The 17,561-nt window shown below is 72.0% G+C and carries 20 protein-coding genes; 10 read left to right on the top strand and 10 right to left on the bottom strand.

Annotation, left to right across the window (positions count from 1 at the left end):
* Window positions 1-23 precede the first annotated feature (23 nt).
* Window positions 24-209 (top strand): DUF3606 domain-containing protein, encoded by a 186-nt coding sequence (locus miv_RS16280; RefSeq protein WP_207177822.1) that lies wholly within the window; start codon window positions 24-26, stop codon window positions 207-209.
* Between the two features lie 150 nt (window positions 210-359).
* Here miv_RS16280 and miv_RS16275 read toward each other — a convergent pair whose 3' ends face one another.
* The 4 genes from miv_RS16275 to miv_RS16260 form a co-directional block, all read right to left on the bottom strand.
* Window positions 360-1,649 carry an amidase gene (locus tag miv_RS16275; protein ID WP_207177821.1) on the bottom strand — a complete coding sequence of 430 codons (1,290 nt, stop codon included), beginning with the start codon at window positions 1,647-1,649 and terminating at the stop codon, window positions 360-362.
* Window positions 1,650-1,664: 15 nt separating this feature from the next.
* A complete protein-coding gene (locus miv_RS16270; protein ID WP_207177820.1) occupies window positions 1,665-2,483 on the bottom strand; it encodes a hypothetical protein in 819 nt (272 codons plus the stop codon).
* Window positions 2,483-3,163, bottom strand: a complete 681-nt coding sequence (locus miv_RS16265; protein WP_207177819.1) for a DUF2848 domain-containing protein — start codon at window positions 3,161-3,163, stop codon at window positions 2,483-2,485. The genes miv_RS16270 and miv_RS16265 overlap by 1 nt, the downstream gene beginning before the upstream one ends.
* A 316-nt stretch (window positions 3,164-3,479) precedes the next feature.
* The gene (locus tag miv_RS16260) at window positions 3,480-4,814 is read right to left on the bottom strand and encodes an MFS transporter (RefSeq protein WP_207177818.1); all 1,335 of its coding nucleotides are present in this window, start codon (window positions 4,812-4,814) and stop codon (window positions 3,480-3,482) included.
* 168 nt (window positions 4,815-4,982) lie between these two features.
* Here miv_RS16260 and miv_RS16255 point away from each other — a divergent pair, with 168 nt between their 5' ends.
* The 6 genes from miv_RS16255 to miv_RS16230 all read left to right on the top strand — a co-directional run bounded on the left by miv_RS16255 (window position 4,983) and on the right by miv_RS16230 (window position 9,443).
* Window positions 4,983-5,597 (top strand): GntR family transcriptional regulator, encoded by a 615-nt coding sequence (locus miv_RS16255; RefSeq protein ID WP_244748547.1) that lies wholly within the window; start codon window positions 4,983-4,985, stop codon window positions 5,595-5,597.
* A 26-nt stretch (window positions 5,598-5,623) separates the two neighbouring features.
* On the top strand, window positions 5,624-6,244 hold the full coding sequence (locus tag miv_RS16250) for an alpha/beta hydrolase (protein ID WP_207177816.1): 621 nt from the start codon (window positions 5,624-5,626) through the stop codon (window positions 6,242-6,244).
* 122 nt (window positions 6,245-6,366) lie between these two features.
* Window positions 6,367-7,236: an aldolase/citrate lyase family protein gene (locus miv_RS16245; protein ID WP_058620800.1), complete on the top strand. Its 870-nt coding sequence runs from the start codon at window positions 6,367-6,369 to the stop codon at window positions 7,234-7,236.
* Window positions 7,237-7,256: 20 nt separating this feature from the next.
* On the top strand, window positions 7,257-7,766 hold the full coding sequence (dut, locus tag miv_RS16240; RefSeq protein WP_207177815.1) for a dUTP diphosphatase: 510 nt from the start codon (window positions 7,257-7,259) through the stop codon (window positions 7,764-7,766).
* A gap of 53 nt (window positions 7,767-7,819) precedes the next feature.
* A complete protein-coding gene (locus miv_RS16235) occupies window positions 7,820-8,221 on the top strand; it encodes an RrF2 family transcriptional regulator (RefSeq protein ID WP_048430721.1) in 402 nt (133 codons plus the stop codon).
* Window positions 8,222-8,393: 172 nt separating this feature from the next.
* Window positions 8,394-9,443, top strand: coding sequence for an HD-GYP domain-containing protein (locus miv_RS16230; RefSeq protein WP_048430713.1), 1,050 nt, complete (start codon window positions 8,394-8,396; stop codon window positions 9,441-9,443).
* A gap of 48 nt (window positions 9,444-9,491) precedes the next feature.
* On the opposite strand, the gene miv_RS16225 is transcribed toward miv_RS16230, so the two are convergent.
* Window positions 9,492-9,992 carry a DUF427 domain-containing protein gene (locus miv_RS16225; RefSeq protein WP_058617563.1) on the bottom strand — a complete coding sequence of 167 codons (501 nt, stop codon included), beginning with the start codon at window positions 9,990-9,992 and terminating at the stop codon, window positions 9,492-9,494.
* 182 nt (window positions 9,993-10,174) lie between these two features.
* Between miv_RS16225 and miv_RS16220 the strand changes: the two genes are divergently transcribed.
* Window positions 10,175-10,870: a L,D-transpeptidase gene (locus miv_RS16220; RefSeq protein ID WP_207177814.1), complete on the top strand. Its 696-nt coding sequence runs from the start codon at window positions 10,175-10,177 to the stop codon at window positions 10,868-10,870.
* Window positions 10,871-11,227: 357 nt separating this feature from the next.
* Here the strand turns inward: miv_RS16220 and fabI are convergent, their stop codons facing one another.
* The 3 genes from fabI to fabA form a co-directional block, all read right to left on the bottom strand.
* Window positions 11,228-12,055, bottom strand: a complete 828-nt coding sequence (fabI, locus tag miv_RS16215) for an enoyl-ACP reductase FabI (RefSeq protein WP_280529449.1) — start codon at window positions 12,053-12,055, stop codon at window positions 11,228-11,230.
* A gap of 177 nt (window positions 12,056-12,232) precedes the next feature.
* Window positions 12,233-13,459 (bottom strand): beta-ketoacyl-ACP synthase I, encoded by a 1,227-nt coding sequence (fabB, locus tag miv_RS16210; RefSeq protein WP_048430710.1) that lies wholly within the window; start codon window positions 13,457-13,459, stop codon window positions 12,233-12,235.
* 218 nt (window positions 13,460-13,677) lie between these two features.
* A complete protein-coding gene (gene fabA, locus miv_RS16205; RefSeq protein ID WP_048430709.1) occupies window positions 13,678-14,229 on the bottom strand; it encodes a 3-hydroxyacyl-[acyl-carrier-protein] dehydratase FabA in 552 nt (183 codons plus the stop codon).
* Between the two features lie 236 nt (window positions 14,230-14,465).
* On the opposite strand from fabA, the gene irrA reads away from it, so the two are divergent.
* Complete coding sequence (gene irrA / locus miv_RS16200; RefSeq protein ID WP_048430708.1) at window positions 14,466-14,966, top strand: iron response transcriptional regulator IrrA; 501 nt, start codon at window positions 14,466-14,468, stop codon at window positions 14,964-14,966.
* A 95-nt stretch (window positions 14,967-15,061) separates the two neighbouring features.
* Here the strand turns inward: irrA and miv_RS16195 are convergent, their stop codons facing one another.
* Window positions 15,062-15,676 carry an SH3 domain-containing protein gene (locus miv_RS16195; protein ID WP_048430719.1) on the bottom strand — a complete coding sequence of 205 codons (615 nt, stop codon included), beginning with the start codon at window positions 15,674-15,676 and terminating at the stop codon, window positions 15,062-15,064.
* Window positions 15,677-15,929: 253 nt separating this feature from the next.
* Between miv_RS16195 and miv_RS16190 the strand changes: the two genes are divergently transcribed.
* Window positions 15,930-16,934 (top strand): 2-hydroxyacid dehydrogenase, encoded by a 1,005-nt coding sequence (locus miv_RS16190; protein ID WP_048430718.1) that lies wholly within the window; start codon window positions 15,930-15,932, stop codon window positions 16,932-16,934.
* Between the two features lie 95 nt (window positions 16,935-17,029).
* Here miv_RS16190 and miv_RS16185 read toward each other — a convergent pair whose 3' ends face one another.
* Window positions 17,030-17,455 (bottom strand): OsmC family protein, encoded by a 426-nt coding sequence (locus miv_RS16185; protein ID WP_048430707.1) that lies wholly within the window; start codon window positions 17,453-17,455, stop codon window positions 17,030-17,032.
* Between the last annotated feature and the right edge of the window lie 106 nt (window positions 17,456-17,561).

The following is a 17,561-nucleotide window of genomic DNA, read 5'->3' as shown; positions in this document are numbered from 1 at the left end:
CATTCGACAGTCGAGGAAAATCCATGTCCGCCTCCCAGGACGGTCTCAAGCCTCGTTTCGCCCAGCACATCGATATTCATTGCCCGGACGACCGCGCCTACTGGGCCGATCACTTCGGCGTCAGCAGCGACGAGTTGCGCGACGCCGTGAAGATGGTCGGTTCGCGGGTCACCACCGTGGCGGCACATCTGGGCTGCCAGGCGGCGTAATCCACCGCTCGGCCCCTGTCCGGCACCGCGGGCCCGGGACGGCTCGCGGTGCTTTTTTGTTGGGATCTCGCGAGGACGGTTGGATCGAAGGACGTCGCCGTCCGGCGTTCCGCAACCAGCCCTTGCATCAGGACCGAATCGAACGGGGTCTCACCCCCGCAACGCCGCCTCGACCCCCGCGGCGATCTCGAGGAGCCGCCGGTCGTGGCCGTGGCGGGCGAGCAGCATCAGGCCGACGGGCTTGGCTTGGCCGGGGAGCGGCAGCGAGATGCCGGTCAGGTCGAACAGGTTCCCCACCATCGTGTTGCGGAGCATCAGGAGGTTGAGGCGCGAGAACTCGGCGTCGTCCTCCGCCACCGCGGCAATGCTCGGTGCGGTGATGGCGGTCGCCGGCAGGGCCAGCACGTCGAGGGGGGCGAGCCGCTCGTCGCCGGCCTCGATCAGGCCGGCGCGGGAACGCATCATCCGGATATAGGCCGCCGCCGTCACGGTGCGGCCGCGGGTGATGCGGGCATGCACCCGCGGGTCGAAGGCCGAGGCCTCGGCGTCGAGCCAGTCGGCATGGATCTCCGCGGCCTCGATCGCGGCGATCGGGCCCGCCGCCGTCGCCTCGGCCATGCGGCCGAGAAGGTCGTCGAAGGCGGTGTCGTGGACCCGCGCGCCGGCTCCGCTCAGGCGCGAGAGGGCGGCCTCGAAGGCCTGCGCCACCATCGCCTCGGTCTCGGTGAAGAGGAGGCCGCGGGGCACGCCGATCCGCAGGTCGCGCAAGGGGAGCGCCGTGAGCGGGCGATACTCCTCGCCGGCCAGCACCGCATCGGTGGCGGCGCAGGCCTCGACCGAGCGGGCGAGCGGGCCGATCGAATCGAGCGAGGGCGAGAGCGGGAAGGCACCGGCGAGCGGCACCCGGCGGGCGGTGGGCTTGAAGCCGACGACGCCGTTGAGCGAGGCCGGGATGCGGATCGACCCGCCGGTATCGGTGCCGATCGCGATGTCGGTGGTGCCGAGTGCCGCCGAGACGCCGGCTCCGGAGGACGAGCCGCCCGGCACCAGGCTCGGATCGGCGGCGTTGCCGGGGGTGCCCCAATGCGGGTTGAGGCCGAGGCCCGAGAAGGCGAACTCGGACATGTTGGTTTTTCCGACGATCACCGCGCCGGCGCGGCGCAGGCGGGCGACGGTCGGCGCATCCTCGAGCGCGGCCTCGGCCCGGCGGCGCAGCGACGAGCCGGCGGTGGTCGCCTCGCCCTGCACGTCGAACAGGTCCTTGATCGACACGATGGCCCCGTCGAGGGCGCCCAGGGACAGGCCGGCCTTGCGGCGGGCGTCCGACGCGTCGGCGGCGGCGCGGGCGGCCTCCGGGTAGAGCTTGGTGAAGACGTGGCGGCTCGCCGGCTCCTCGATCAGGGCGAGGCGGCGCTCCAGGTCGTCGCGGACGGTGCTCATCGGTGGGTCTCCGGGTCAGGCACGGGGGCGTGGGCGGCCGGCGAGCAGAATTCCGCCGTTCCAGCCGACGTTGATCAGAAGGGCGAGCGACAGGGCAAGGGCGGGCCCCAGCCGTTCGACCGTGAGGGCGAGGGCGAGCAGGGCCGCCACGAAGCCGAGGAGCCCCGGCAGGCTCAGGATCAGCACCGTCGCGGTCGCCGCCCCGCCGAGGCGCGGATGCAGGATCACCGCCAGGCTCACCATCACCACCGGGGCGAAGGCCAGGATGCCGGCGGCCCCCGGGCCGGCGAGCCGCCCGGCCAGCACCACCGCGACGACGACGCTCATGACGATGCCGGCCCGGATCAGGATATCCCGCCGCCGTCCCCGGCGCGGCGGCAGGGGGCCGGTGACGCGAAGGCTCCGACAGGGGCCGATGCAGGCGAGGATCACCAGCACGGCTGCGGCTCCCCCACCCGCCAGGCCGAGGCCGAGACGGGTCAGGACGAGCGCCGAGACGAGCCAGACCGCGAGCGCCGCCGCGAGTGCGAGGGCGACGCCGTGCCGGCGGGCCAGGGCGGCGTAGGCGGCGATGAACAGGGCGGTGGCGGCGATGGCGGGCAGGCTCGCCACCGCGCTGTCGCGCAGGAACGCCGCGTCGTGGTCGAGGGCGAGGAAGAGGTAGGCCGGCCCGGCCGAGACCGGCAGCGTCGCGATCATCGCCCCGACGAGGGGTCCGGTCCGCTCGACCGCCAGCGAGGCGAGGACCACGATCCCGGCGCTCGCCAGCATCTTGGCGAGGAGCGCCGCCCAGAAGGCGGCGTCCCCGATCCCGGCGAGCGCGGTGGCGGCCATCAGGCCACGACGGGCAGGACGGCGATGTCGTAGGCGTGGGCGAGCGTGCGCGTCATCACCGGATCCTCCAGCTCCATCTCGAACCGATCAGCCGGCCGGATGCCGCCGATCGCCCCGAGGGTCCCGCCGAACATCACCGTGCCGGGGGGCAATTCCGGCCCGCCGGGGCGACGCGCCATCAGGTCGGCGGGCGTGCGCAAGGCCGTCAGCCGGCCTTCCTGATACAGAACCCGCTCGCCGTCGATGACGGCGTAGGAGCGCAGGATCAGGTCGTCCCAGTGATCCTCGACCTCGTCGAGGTGCCACAGGCCGGTGCCGACCGGCTTGCCGCACATCTGCTTGGAGAGCGCGATGCCGACCGTCTCGGCCTTGCGGTCGGTGTGGTCGGAGCCGAGCCCGAGCCACAGCCCGTCGGCGAGGGAGACGATCACCGGCTCGGCCTCGCCCGAGGAATCGGGACCCAGCACCTCGAGGCGGGCGCCTTGCGTCAGCGTCGCGGCGGCGGCGCGGTAATAGACCGGGACCGAGGAGGGCGGCGGCACGCCGATCGCCGCGAGCTCGTCGATGTGGTGGCGGATCGCCGCCTCGTCCCGGCCGGCCCAGCCGGCGATCACCAGCGCCTCGGGGGAAAGCGCGATCGTGTCCCGGCGGCCGGCGGCCTCGCGATGGAAGGTCAGCATAGTGTGGGAATCCTTTGATGCAATGAAGGCCTGATCTATTCGAAAATCAGTAAAGCGCGGGATCCCCTCTCCAGGCGATGCCGGGCTTGCCAGAGATCCTTGCCCGGTATCGCTGCAAGGTGTGGGAGAGGGGTAGGGGCGATCGAAGATCGCGCGAGGGTGACACGGTGCCGAGTAAAACTCAGGGCGTCACGCTACCAGAACCACGCCCAGCGCTTTACACTGAAGCGTATCACCCTCACCCCCGACCCCTCTCCCACACGGGAGAGGGGACGAGCGCTTTACTGTCCTTCGACCAGATCAACCCGAAACCGTCTCACTCCGCCGGTGCCAGATCGGCGGATGCGCCCTCGCGCCAGCGGGCGAAGCCCAGCACCAGGAGCCCGGCCAGCAGCTCGAACCCGGCAACGACGTAGAGCCCGTTGCTCGACGTGCCGGTCAGCGTGTTCGACAGGCCGACCACGTAGGGGGCGACGAAGCCCGCGAGGTTGCCGATCGAGTTGATCGCCGCGATGGCGCCCGCCGCCGCGGTGCCGGCGAGGAACGTCTGCGGCAGCGACCAGAAGACCGGGAAGGCGGCCAGGATGCCGATCGCCGCGACGGTGAGCGCGAGGAGGGCCAGCACCGCGTGGCCGATGAGCGCCCCGGTGGCGGCGAGCCCCGCGGCGGCGATCAGGCTGGCGATGGCGCAGTGCAGCCGGCGCTCGCCGGTGCGGTCGGAATGCGCACCGGTCCACACCATCGCGACGGTGCCGGCGATGAACGGCACGGCGGCGAGGAAGCCGATCGCGATCGAGCCCTGCACGCCGATCTCCTTGATGATCGAGGGCGTCCAGAACGCGATCGTGGCATTGCCGCTGACGATGCAGAAGTAGATCAGCGCGCAGAGCCAGACCCGGCCGTCGCGCAGCGCGGCCTTGAAGCTCGCCTCCTTGCCGGCGGCGCGCCCTTCCGCCGCGACCACCGCCGTCATGGCGGCGGCCACCTTCGGCGAGAGCCACCGCGCGTCCTTCGGCCGGTCGGGCAGGAAGGCCAGCACCGCCGCGCCCGCGATCAGCGACGGGATGCCCTCCAGGATGAACAGCCACTGCCAGTTCGCCATCCCGGCGACGCCGCCCATCGTGCCCATGATCAGGCCCGCCAGCGGCCCGCCGATCACGCCCGCGATGGCGAAGGAGGTCATGAACAGGCCGTTGATGCGCGAGCGCTTCGCGCTCGGGAACCAGTAGGTGAGATAGAGCACCACGCCGGGGAAGAACCCGGCCTCGAACACCCCGAGCAGGAAGCGGATGGCGTAGAAGGCCCATTCCGATTGCACGAAGGCGAGACTCATCGAGGCGAGCCCCCACAGGATGGTGATGCGCGCCAGCGTCTTGCGGGCGCCGATGCGCTCCAGCAGCAGGTTGCTCGGCACCTCAAACAGGAAGTAGCCGATGAAGAAGATGCCGGCGCCGAAGCCGTAGACCGCCTCGCTGAACTTGAGGTCGGAGAGCATCTGGAGCTTGGCAAAGCCCACGTTCACCCGGTCGATCCAGGCCAGGATGAACAGGAACACCAGGAACGGGATCAGCCGGAGCGTCGCCCGGCGATAGCCCTCGTCCAGCTCTCCCGCTTGCAATTCGTGCGCGGTCACGTCGTCCACCCTCGGCATCGCTCTTCTCCCGCGGTCCGGTTCCGGCCGCTCGGCGTGTGGTTCTGCAACTACCATGCCTGTGATATTTCACAAGCGGCAGCAAGCCGGGTCCAGGCCGTGCTATGGGGACGGCGATCGAGCGGAGCGGTGGCGGTGGTGGAAAAGCGGGCAGGTTCGTGCCCAACCTTGTCGCAGAACGAGCAGGCCTATCGGCGGCTGAAGGACGACATCGTCGCGCTGCGGCTGAAGCCCGGCGACGCGCTGAACGAATCCGGTCTCTGCGCGGAGCTCGGCCTCGGTCGCACGCCGGTGAACCAGGCGCTGCACCGGCTGATGCACGAGGGGCTGGTGCGGATCCTGCCCCGCAAGGGTGTCCTGGTGCAGCCGCTCTCGATGGACGAGTTCGCCCACCTGATCGAGGTGCGCCGCCTGACCGAGCCGCCCTGCGCCGCGCTCGCCGCCGCGCGGATCGGCGCCGAGGCCCTGGAGCGGCTGGAGGCGGTGCTGGCCGCATCGCCGACGGATCTCGACGCGATCCTCGAATCGGATCGCCTCTTCCACGCGGTGATCGCCGAGGCCTCCGGCAACCGGGTGCTGGCCGAGGTGCTGGCCGGGCTGCACGGGCGCTCGGTGCGGTTCTGGGCTCTCTCGCTCGCCACCGGCCACCACCAGGCCGAGGTGGCCGAGGAGCATGCCGTGATTCTCGCGGCCCTGCGCCGGCGCGATCCCGATGCGGCGGCGGCGGCGATGACGGCCCATATCGATTCCTTCGCCCGCACGCTCGCCTCGCGGCTGGGGTGAGGACCGCTGGCGAGCCGGGAGGGCGCATGGCGGAGACGGCAGGGTTCCACGTCGTGCGATCGGGCGCCGCCGCGGATGGTCGCGCTCCCCTCGTGCTGCTCCACGGGAGCGGCGGGTCCGAGCGCTCGCTGACCGGCTTCGGGCAGCGCGTCGCGGGCGGGCGCGCCTGCCTCTTCGTGCGCGGGCGGGTTCCGTGGGAGGGCGGCCACGCCTTCTTCCGGCGCAATCCCGACCGCAGCCTCGATCACGCCGACCTCGCGGCTCGATGCGATGAGTTCTGCGACCTCCTGCGCCGCCTCGCCGCGAGTGAAGGCCGGCCCCCGCTCCTCGTCGGCTTCTCCAACGGCGCCGTCATGGCGGCGGCGGCCATACTGGACGCGCCTGCGCTGTCCTCGGGTGCCGTTCTTCTCCGCCCGCTCTCCCCGCGCCCGCGAGAGCCGTTCCCGTCACTCGACGGCTATCCCGTCCTGCTGCTGGGCGGTGCGTCGGACGCGCGACGCCACCCCTCCGACACCCCCATCCTCGCCGAGCGGCTCCGGCAGGCGGGTGCCCGCGTCACGGCACGGGTCCTCCCCGTCGGCCACGACCTGGACGAGGCGGGCGAGGATGCCCGCCTGACGCGCGACTGGCTGGCGGCGCGAGACTGACGGTTCGAGGCCGGAGGGCGAGCGGCACGAGGGCCGCACGACCCCGACCGGCGCCTGCCCTATGGCATCCCGGCCTTCCCCGGGGCATAGATGCGCCGCCAAATCGGGGAGTCACGCGACCGATGACCGAACTCCGCCCCCGCCGCTCCGCCCTCCTGGTGCCGGCGACCGCGACCGCCCTGGCGACCGCGCGGTCCGAGCCCGTCGATGCCCTGATCCTCGACCTCGCCGATTCGCTCGCTCCCGCCGACCGGGAGGCGGGCCGCGCCCTGATCGCGTCCGGCCTGCGCGAGGGCGGGTTCGCCGCCGCCGAGGTGGTGGTCCGGATCAACGGCCTCGATACGCCCTGGGGCGAGGGCGACCTCGCCGCCGTGGCCGAGGCTGGCCCCGATGCGGTGCTGGTGCCGCGCGTCGAGGAGCCGGAGGACCTTGCCGGCTTCGGCAGCCGCCTGCGCCGCCTGCATGCGCCGGAGCGGGTGCGGGTCTGGGCCTGCCTCGACACGCCGCTGGGCATCCTCTCGGCGGAGGCCGTGGCGAGCGCGGTGCGCGACGTCGACGCGCGCCTCGCCTGCCTCGTCGTCGATGCCGGCGCGCTCGCCCGCGAGGGACGGCTCCCGCCCGGCGCCCCGGAGGCCGGGCCGCTGCTGGCCTGGCTCGCGACGGCGCTCGCCGCCGCCCGCGCCCACGACCTCGACATCCTGCTCGATCCCGCCGACCGTCTCGATGTCGGCCGCGCCCGCGGCCTCGGCTTCGACGGCGCGGTGGTGGCCTCGGCGGCCGGGGCGCGGCGGGCCGAAGCGGCCTTCGCCCCCGACCCGGATGCGGTGGCCGCCGCCCGTGCCCTGGTGGCCGCCTTCGACGGTCCCGAAGCGCGGGGCCAGGCGGGCATCGCCCATCTCGGCCGCACGGTGCTCCGGCGCGAGGGCGACGAGGCCCGCCGCCTCGTCGCCCTCGCCGACGCGGTGGCGGCCCGCGCCGGCGGCAAGGCATGACTGACCGCAGGATCGACCGCATGACCGACCGCACGACCGTCCCCTCGGGCGGCCTCGACGTCGCGATCCGGCTCCTCGATCCGCGGCTCACCGGCTGGGGCTTCCCGCGCTGGGGCTCGACGCTGGCGGCCGGGCTCGACCTCCACGCCTGCCTCGACGGGGAGACCGTGATCGCCCCGCAGGCCCCGGCGGTCCTGATCCCGGCGGGCTTCGCCCTGGCGATCCGCGATCCCGCCTGGTGCGCGATGGTGTATCCGCGCTCCGGCCTCGGGCATCGGGACGGGCTGGTGCTCGGCAACACCGTCGGGGTGATCGATGCCGATTACGAGGGCCCGCTGATGATCTCGGCCTGGAACCGCAACCCGCCGGATTCCGCCCCGATCGTCGTGCGGCCGGGCGAGCGCATCGCGCAGCTCGTCTTCACCCGCGTGGTGCGGCCGTCCCTGCGGGTGGTCGAGGCGTTTCCCGAGGTGGCGACGGAGACCGGCGCCCGCGGCGGCGGCGGCTTCGGCTCCACCGGGCGCGGCTGAGGGCGCGCGTGGACGCACTCGCCCCGCCCCGCCTCGTCCTGGCGCTCGCCGCCATGGTCGACATCGCGCTCCACGCCCGGCCGCAGCCGGTGAGCGCGAAGGCCCTGGCGGCGCGCCACGCCCTGCCGCCGCGCCACCTCGAGGCGGTCCTCCAGGCGCTGGTGCATCACGGCCTGCTCAAGGGCCTGCGCGGGCCGCATGGGGGCTACGAACTCGCCCGCGAGCGCCGCCGCATCAGCGCGGGCGATATCGCCCGCGCGGTGCTCGGCCCGGAGGCCGCCCCCGATCCGGAGGCGTTCCAGGCGGTCTTCGGCCTCGTGGTGGCGCCCCTGGTGGCGGAAGCGTCCGGCGCGTACCTTGCGACGCTCGACGCCGTGACCGTGGAAGACCTGTGCGGTCGCGCCGAAGCCGCCCGGCTCCCGGGACCCCGGGCCGGACCGGACTTCACCATCTAGGTAGTCTTGCTCCGTCTTCGGTATGGAGGGCCGGAAGTGGTGCAGGATCAGGCTTTTGCTCGACGGCCGAAAAAAGGCGCCTGTCGGCGCGAAGCTTCCCAGGCTTAAAGAACGGTTTATCAAGCCGCGGTAGCTTGAGCCATCATCCGGTGCGAAGGGATACCCGGGGACCATGACCAATGCAGCCGATCCCGTCGTGGTGATCGTCACGGCCCGGCCCGATCCCGGCGGGCTGGCCCGGTTGTTCGCGTCCGACTACCCGACCCTCGCCTTCGCCGACCCCGCCGCCGCGCTGGTGGCCCTCGACCGCCACCCGGCCGACCTCGTGCTGATCGAGGCCGGCCCCGGCCTCGATCCGGTCGGCCTCGTCCGGACCCTGCGCCTTCGCCCCCGCCTCGCCCACGCCTCGATCCTGCTCGTCGCCGCCGGCGATCCGGCGGAGACCCGCGACCAAGCGCTCGCGGCCGGCGCCACCGACGTGGTGCTCGCGCCCCTCGACCCGTCCGACCTCGCCCTGCGCGGCCGCAACCTGATCGCGCTCGCCCGGGCGCAGGGCGCGGCCGAGGGCCGGACCCGGGCCCTGGCGCAGGAGGTCGAGCGGGCGGTGGCCGAGAGCCAGGAGCGCGAGCGCGAGATCATCCGCCGGCTGATGCTGGCGGCGGAGTACCGCGACGACCAGGCCGGCGGCCATCTCACCCGGGTCGCCGGCTGCGTGCTCGCCATCACCGACGGGCTCGGCCTGTCGGAGGAGGAGGGCAACGACATCGCGCTCGCCTCGACCATGCACGACATCGGCAAGATCGGCGTCGCCGACAGCATCCTGCGAAAACCCGGCCCGCTCACCGACGCGGAGCGGACCGAGATGATGCAGCACGCCCTGCGCGGCTACCGGATGCTGCACGACAGCCCGTCGCCCCTGCTGCGGCTGGCCGCCGAGATCGCGCTCACCCATCACGAGCGCTGGGACGGCGGCGGCTACCCGCAGGGCCTCAAGGGCACCGAGATCCCGCTCGCCGGCCGCATCACGGCGGTGGCCGACGTGTTCGATGCCCTAATCTCGGCCCGGGTCTACAAGCCGGGCTGGCCGTTGGAGCGGGCGCGCCGCTTCCTCGAGGAACAGTCCGGCGCCCATTTCGACCCGGCCTGCGTGACCGCCTTCCTGTCGCGCTGGGAGGATGTCGTGACCCTCGTCGAGGAGCGCCCGGCCGACCAGGCGGCGTGAGGGGCGGGGTTTTTCGCCCCCTCCGTCACGGCTTGCCGCCGCCCGGCCTCACCACCCCATCGTGCCGGGCTCGCCCTTGAACGGGCCGACGACCTTGCGGGTGATCCAGCCGCCGTAGAAGCCGCCCGGCTGCGGTGTCACGCGCTCGTCGCCGACGAAGCACGCCTCCATCGCCCCGGCATAGAAGGCGACGTGGCCGGCGAGCGGCGCGAAGGCGCCGGTCGGCCGCGGATAGGCCCAGGCCGCCCGCTCCGCCCGCCGTCCCGGCCCCACCACGTCGTAGTAGAGGGCACGGCCCTTCCACTCGCACAACGACCCGCCGCCGGCCGGCGCGAGCGCGCCGGGCAGGATGTCGTCGGGCGGCAGGTAATAGCTCGGCGGGTGGGAGGTCTCGAGCACGCGCCAGCCCCGCACCGTGTCGGCGAGGGTGATCCCGTCGAACACCACCCGCAGCCGCTCGGGCACCGGCTCCAGACGGGGTGGACGGGGATAGTCCCACACGCTCTCCTGGCCGGGACCCGCCGGATCGGGTTCGGGGTGGCCGCGCATCATGCCCTCGGTCTCCTGGCTGTGTCGCCGTCAACGCGGCGACCCGGAAAAGCGTCGCGCCCGGACGGGCCGATCTTGCCAGCGCGACCGTGGGCCGGCAGGTTCCGCCCCGGGCCGACCATGCGGCGGGGGATGCCGATCCTTCTCCCGGCGGGCGGCCGGAAGACGGGACGGCCAGACCAATGACCTTCGCCACTGGACAGAACGGCGCCGCCATGGCGCCGACGCCCCGCGCCGGGCTCCTCGACCGCCGCGCTTTCCTGGCCGGCTCGGCCGCCAGCCTCGGCGCGCTCGGGCTCGCCGGTTGCGCCACCACCGACGGCATGAGCCTCGCCGAGGCCTCGGCGCTCTACGGGCCGGTCCCGACGGAAAAGTTTCCGATCCCGGCGACCGACATCAGCAAGCTCGATCCCAAATACTACCGCCGCACGGTGCAGTACGCCTCCAAGGAAGCGCCGGGCACGATCGTCGTCGACCCGAAGAACTACTACGTCTACCGGATCGAGGAGGGGGGCCTGGCGACCCGCTACGGCGCCAATGTCGGCCGCGACGGGTTCCGCTGGAGCGGCGACGCGTATGTCGGCCGCAAGAGCGAGTGGGCGACCTGGACCCCGCCCCGCGAGATGATCAAGCGCCAGCCCGAGGCGGCGAAATGGGCCCGCGGCATGCCGGGCGGCCTCGAGAACCCGCTGGGCGCCCGTACCCTGCACCTGTACCAGAACGGCGCCTACACGCTCTACACGATCTACGCCAGCAGCGAGCCGGACACGATCGGCTCCGGCATCACCAGCGGCTGCGTCGGCCTGCTGAGCCAGGACATGATCCACCTGTACAACCAGACGCCGGTGAAGACGAAGGTGGTGGTGCTGCCGGCGTAACGCCACGACATCACGCCGGATCCCGTTGGACGCGGGAACCGGTATGATGTTGGTTCGTGCGGGTTGCTGGTCTGGATGAACGGATCTCGAGATCCTGTTCGATCGGCGACAATGGAGTCCAACCTCTCCGCGTCATTCCGGGGCCGCGACAGCGGAACCCGAAATCCAGAACGGCGGAAGGGGTCGAGGAAAGATCGCCCAACGTGCCGATCTTCGATCGACCAACACCTCAGGATAAGTTGCCGGTGGGATGAAGCATGCCGATCAGTCGAACGGGCTCTGATACTTGGTGCCCGTTCGAAGCTCACACCACCGAACGGGCCCCGTCTCGACGTGTCGGGACCCTGCCCCGACCCCTCACGCGTCGGTCACGCCCGCCGCGTCCTGGGCCTTCAGCACGTCCGGCCGCGGCATCGAGATGATGTTGTAGCCCGAATCGACGAAGTGGGTCTCGCCGGTGACGCTGCCCGAGAGCGGGGAGAGCAGGTAGAGGCCCGAGCCGCCGATATCCTCCAGCGTCGCGGTGCGGCGCAGGGGGGCGTGGGCGGCCTGGTGGTTGAACATCAGCCGGGCGTCGGCGATGCCCGCGCCCGCCAGCGTCCGCACCGGGCCGGCCGAGAGGGCGTTGACCCGGAGGCCCTGGGGGCCGAGATCGGCCGCGAGGTAGCGCACCGAGGCTTCGAGCGCCGCCTTGGCCAGCCCCATCACGTTGTAGTTCGGCATCACGCGGGTGGAGCCGCCATAGGTCAGCGTGAGCAGGGAACCGCCCGGCCGCATGCGCTTGGCCGCCCGCTGCGCCACTTCCGTGAACGAGAAGCAGGAGATCACCATCGTGCGGGAAAAGTTCTCGCGCGTGGTGGCGTCGACGTAGCGGCCCTTGAGCTGCCCCTTGTCGGAGAAGCCGATGGCGTGGACGACGAAGTCGAAGCCCTCGGGCCAGGCCTCGTCGAGGGAGGCGAAGACCGCGTCGACGCTCGCCAGATCCTCGACGTCGCAGGGGAGGACCAGGGAGGAGCCGAGGGTCTGGGCCAGCGGCCCGACCCGGCGGCCGAGAGCCTCGCCCTGGTAGGTGAAGGCCAGTTCGGCTCCTTCAGCCGCCAGGGCCCGGGCGATGCCCCAGGCGATGGAGTGGTCGTTCGCGACGCCCATCACGAGACCGCGTCTGCCTGCCATCAAACCCGTCACGCCCGATCCTCCGCTCGAGCCTTGTCCGACGACGGCGATACCGGTCCGTCGAGAGACAAGGCGACTAACTCAAAAAAGAGAGCCTCGCCCGATCGCGACGCGACCGGGCGAGGCTCTCGTGTCGGTGAAGCGGGCCTTTACGCGCCGAGCCGGCTCCTGTCCACGCCGCGCCGCGGATCAGGCGTCGACGTGCTTGAGCACCAGCGTGGCGTTGGTGCCGCCGAAGCCGAACGAGTTGCTCAGCACGTGGCCGAGCTGGGCGTCGTCCTTGCGGGCGCGCAGGATCGGCATGTCGGCGAAGGCCGGGTCCAGCTCGTCGATATGGGCGCTCTCGCAGATGAAGCCGTTATTCATCATCAGGAGCGAGTAGATCGCCTCCTGCACGCCGGTGGCGCCGAGGGAGTGGCCGGTCAGCGACTTGGTGGCGGCGATCGGCGGGCAGGTGTCGCCGGCGCCGAACACCTCGCGGATCGCCTCGATCTCCTTGTCGTCGCCGACGGGGGTCGAGGTGGCGTGCGGGTTGATGTAGTCGATCCTGGCGCCCTTCAGGCCCTCGATCGCCTGGCGCATGCAGCGCACCGCGCCCTCGCCGGACGGGGCTACCATGTCGTGGCCGTCGGACGTCGCGCCATAGCCCGCGACCTCGCCGTAGATCCGCGCGCCGCGGGCACGGGCGTGCTCGAGTTCCTCCAGCACCAGCACGCCGGCACCGCCCGCGATGACGAAGCCGTCACGGTTCTTGTCGTAGGCGCGCGAGGCCCGGGCCGGAGTGTCGTTGTACTTGGAGGACATCGCCCCCATGGCGTCGAACAGGACCGAGAGGGTCCAGTCCAGCTCTTCGCAGCCGCCCGCGAAGATGATGTCCTGGCGCCCGGCCTGGATGATCTCGGCGGCGTTGCCGATGCAGTGGTTCGAGGTCGCGCAGGCCGACGAGATCGAATAGTTCACGCCCCGGATCTTGAACCAGGTCGCGAGCGTCGCCGAGGCGGTCGAGGACATCGCCTTGGGCACCGCGAAGGGCCCGACGCGCTTCGGCCCCTTGGCGCGGGCGATGTCGGCGGCCTCGACGAGCGCGCGGGTCGAGGGACCGCCGGAACCCATGATGATGCCGGTACGCTCGTGCGACACCTCGGCCTGCTCGAGGCCGGCATCGCGGATCGCCTGCTCCATCGCGACGTGGTTCCAGGCGGTGCCGCCGCCGTGGAAGCGCATCGCGCGCCGGTCCACCACCTCCTCGGCGTCGAGGGTCGGCGCCCCCGCGACCTGGCTGCGGAAGCCGTGGGTCGCGAAGTCCTCGGCGCGGGAGATGCCCGAGCGCGCCTCGCGCAGCGAGGCCAGGACCTCCTGGGTGGAATTGCCGATGGACGAGACGATGCCCATCCCGGTGATTGCCACACGCCTCATGATCGTCGGAACCCTCCGGAGCGGCGCCGCGGACAAGCCCGTGGACGCAAGCGGGCGCTCTCGCCACGCGGGTGTCACCTAGGCGCAGCGTCACCCAATCTCAACTGCCCATCGCGGGGAAAGGCTCCCGGCGGGCACGGCGTATCCGCATCCGCATCCACGCCAGGTGCCCGCACCGATGGGCGGGGCCGACCCGCGCTCGCGGGCCGGGACGCGCGTCAGGCCGCGGGCGTCGCCGCCTGGAACAGGCCGACGCGCAGGTCGCTCGCCTCGTAGATCCGCCGGCCGTCGGCCTCGAGCCAGCCGTCGGCGATGCCGAGCACCAGGCGGCCCTGGCGCACCCGCTTCAGGTCGACGCCGTAGACGACCTTCTTGACGGTCGGCAGCACCTGATCGCTGAACTTCACCTCGCCGACGCCGAGCGCGCGGCCGCGGCCCGGCGAGCCGAGCCAGCCGAGATGGAAGCCGACCATCTGCCACAGCGCGTCGAGGCCGAGGCAGCCCGGCATCACCGGGTCGCCCTGGAAGTGGCAGGGGAAGAACCAGAGGTCGGGCCGCACGTCGAGCTCGGCGACGACGTGGCCCTTGCCGTAGGCGCCGCCCTCGCGGCCGATCGAGGTGATGCGATCGAACATCAGCATCGGCGGCAGCGGCAGCTGGGCGTTGCCGACGCCGAACATCTCGCCGCGGCCGCAGGCCAGCAGATCCTCGTAGGAGAAGTGCGAGGGCCGGCTCGGGGCGTCGGCGGCGGAGGTCTGGTCGACGGACATGTCGGGGGCGAATTCCTCGTGCGGGACGTCGCGGAGATCCCGGCGATGAGCCGGGCCGCGGCAGGGTGGCGCTTCGTTAACACAGCGTCGGGGACTGTTCAAAGCGGGGCCACCGGCCTAGTCTGTAACACTTCTGATCTGCGCCGCTACGGCCGTGGTCGGGTTGCGGCAGGGCAGACGGGGGCTTATAACGGCGGGTATCCTTGCTGCCGTCCAACGAGTCGATAGTCCCGCTGATGAACGACCTGTCGCCCCTGCGCGCCGTCCTCGGCGCCCGCGTCCCGGCCCTCGAGACCGGCGCTGCCGGGCAGCGCCGCGGCTGCCCGCTGTCGGAGCTGCGGGACCGTTTGCGCCGTGCCGGCCTGCGGCCGACCCGCCAGCGCCTGTCCCTCGGCTGGCTGCTGTTCGGCAAGGGCGACCGGCACCTCACCGCCGAGATGCTGTACGACGAGGCGATGCGGGCGAAGGTCCCGGTGTCGCTGGCGACGGTCTACAACACCCTGCACCAGTTCACCGAGGCCGGCCTGCTGCGCCAGCTCGCGCTCGACGGCTCCAAAGCGTATTTCGACACCAACCCGAGCGAGCACCACCACTTCTTCCTCGAGGAAGAGGGCCAGGTTCTCGACATGCCGGATTGCGGCATCACCGTCGATTCGCTGCCCCAGGCCCCCGAGGGCATGGAGATCGCCGGCGTCGAGGTAATCGTGCGCCTGCGCCGCCGCACCGGTCGCGCCTGATCCGCCGCGCCTGTCCACAGCCGATTGCGAACGAAGGAAGGGCCGTGTCTCCGCCAGGAGCGCGGCCCTTCTGCCGTGGGGAGAGGGATGCCCCCTCACTCCACCTTCTCGTTCGGATAGACCCCCCAGAGCCGGTCCTGGCGCATGTAGCCGTCGACGTCGCCGCGCTTCTGCGGCAGCGCCACGATGAGCCGGCACCAGGTGCCGTCGCAGGTCTTCACGCTGCCGATCACCCCGGCCTGGAGCTGGGCCACCACGCCGCTTCCCATATCGGCCCGGTCGTAGAGCGGCACGGGCGCGCCCTTGTCCTTGTCGCCGCGGTTGAGCACCACGGCGGTGCGCCGGCCCGACAGCAGCGAGTGCAGCACCCAGCCCTCCGTGCCCTCCGAATCGCGGATGCGGCGCCAGGTCTCGTATTCGGCGATGATCTCGACCGGCAGGCCGGCGCGCTGGAAGACCCACAGGGTGCGGTGGTCCTTCGACGGTCCCTCGCGCAGGTTCACCCGGTCGGTCTTCAGGCTGACGTAGCGCGGGATCGGCAGCTTGGTCGCCGGCCCGATGGTGACGCCGATCTCGCCGGGGGCGGGGTTGGCGGCGGGGCTCGGCGGCGCGGCGAGGGCGGGCACCGCCAGCAGCAGGAAGGCGGGAATCGCCAGGGCGAGAAGGCGCGGGTGGAGCGTCACGATCGGTCTCCCATCCGGCGGCGCCAGGGCCGCGGCGCGGATTGTCTTCCGGTTGGCCTCTGCTAGAGAGGCCGCCGGGCGGCGGGCCCCGGGATCGAGGGGTTGCGTATCCGCCCGTATCGCCGGGACGTGGTTAACGGGGCGTAACGACCCCTGTGGCCCGCACCAAGGCGGGGCTTTTCGCCGGGCCGCCGCGTCGCCTATCGTGCGATGCGGACGCCTGTTACGCGTGTCGGGGCCGCACGGACGGGCCGGGGGCCTGCCCGGGGGCGAGGGAGGGATCATGTCGTTGAAGCGCAAGCCGCTCGTGGTGGTCACCCGGCGCCTGCCGGACGTCGTGGAGACGCGGATGCGCGAATTGTTCGACGCGCGCCTCAACCACGAGGACACGCCGCTGTCAGGCGCCGCCCTGGCCCACGCCCTGCAGGAGGCCGACGTCCTCGTGCCGACCGTCACGGACGAGATCGACGCCTCGGTGCTCGCCCAGGCCGGGCCGAACCTGCGCCTGATCGCCAATTTCGGCAACGGCGTCGACCATATCGACGTCGGCGTCGCGCTCCAGCGCGGCATCACGGTCACGAACACGCCGGGCGTGCTGACCGAGGACACCGCCGACATGACCATGGCGCTGATCCTGTCGGTGGCGCGCCGGGTCACCGAGGGCGCCCGGATCATTCCGGACGATGCCTGGTCGGGCGGCTGGTCGCCGACCTGGATGCTGGGCCGGCGCATCACCGGCAAGCGCCTCGGCATCGTCGGCATGGGCCGCATCGGCCAGGCGCTGGCGCGCCGCGCCAAGGCCTTCGGTCTGTCGATCCACTACCACAACCGCCGCCGGGTCGGCGCCCGGATCGAGAGCGACCTCGAGGCGACCTACTGGGAATCCCTCGACCAGATGCTGGCGCGGGTCGACATCGTATCGGTCAACTGCCCGCACACGCCGGCCACCTATCACCTGCTCTCGGCCCGGCGCCTCAAGCTGCTGAAGCCCGAGGCCGTGGTGGTCAACACCGCCCGCGGCGAGGTGATCGACGAGACCGCGCTCGCCCGCCTGATCGAGGTCGGCGACATCGCGGGCGCCGGCCTCGACGTGTTCGAGCAGGAGCCGGCGGTGAGCCCGCGCCTCGTCAAGCTGGCGAAGGCCGGCAAGGTGGTGCTGCTGCCGCATATGGGCTCGGCCACCCACGAGAGCCGGGTCGACATGGGCGAGAAGGTCATCATCAACATCAAGACCTTCCTCGACGGCCACCGGCCGCCGGACCGGATCCTGCCCAGCATGCTGTGAGGCGGAGGCCTTCCGGCCTCCGACCCCGACCGTCTCACGCGTCACCCCGGGTTCCGCCTCGCGGCCCCGGGGTGAGCGCGAAGCGCCTCGTCCGCTCAGCCCTGCAGCGTCGCCTTCAGGCTGATCTTGGCGTTCAGCACCTTGGAGACCGGGCAGTTCTTCTCGGCGATGCCGGCGAGCTCGTCGAACTTTTGCTGATCGATGCCCGGGATCTTCGCCGTCAGGGTCAGGGCCGACGCCGTGATGGTGAAGCCGTCGCCGTCCTTCTCCAGGCTCACCACGGCTTCCGTGCGCAATTCGTCGGCGGTGAAGCCGGCGCCCTGGAGCTGGAAGGCCAGTGCCATCGTGAAGCAGCCGGCATGCGCCGCCGCGATCAGTTCCTCGGGGTTGGTGCCCGGCTCGGTCTCGAAGCGGGTATTGAAGCCGTAGGGGTTGTTCGACAGCACGCCCGACTGGGTCGTGAGCTGGCCCTTGCCCTCCTTGCCGTTGCCCTGCCAAACGGCGTTCGCCTTGCGGTTCATGGCCTCGTCTCCCGTGACGTCGCGCGGGTTCGTCCCGTCGCGCTCACGCCACAGGTAGGTCACGGCGCCGTCAGGTCATCCGTCACGCAGGTCATCCGTCACGCAG

This window comes from Methylobacterium indicum (assembly GCF_017347565.1).
Classification (GTDB): Bacteria; Pseudomonadota; Alphaproteobacteria; order Rhizobiales; family Beijerinckiaceae; genus Methylobacterium; species Methylobacterium indicum.
This window is presented reverse-complemented; position numbering and strand designations above follow the sequence as displayed.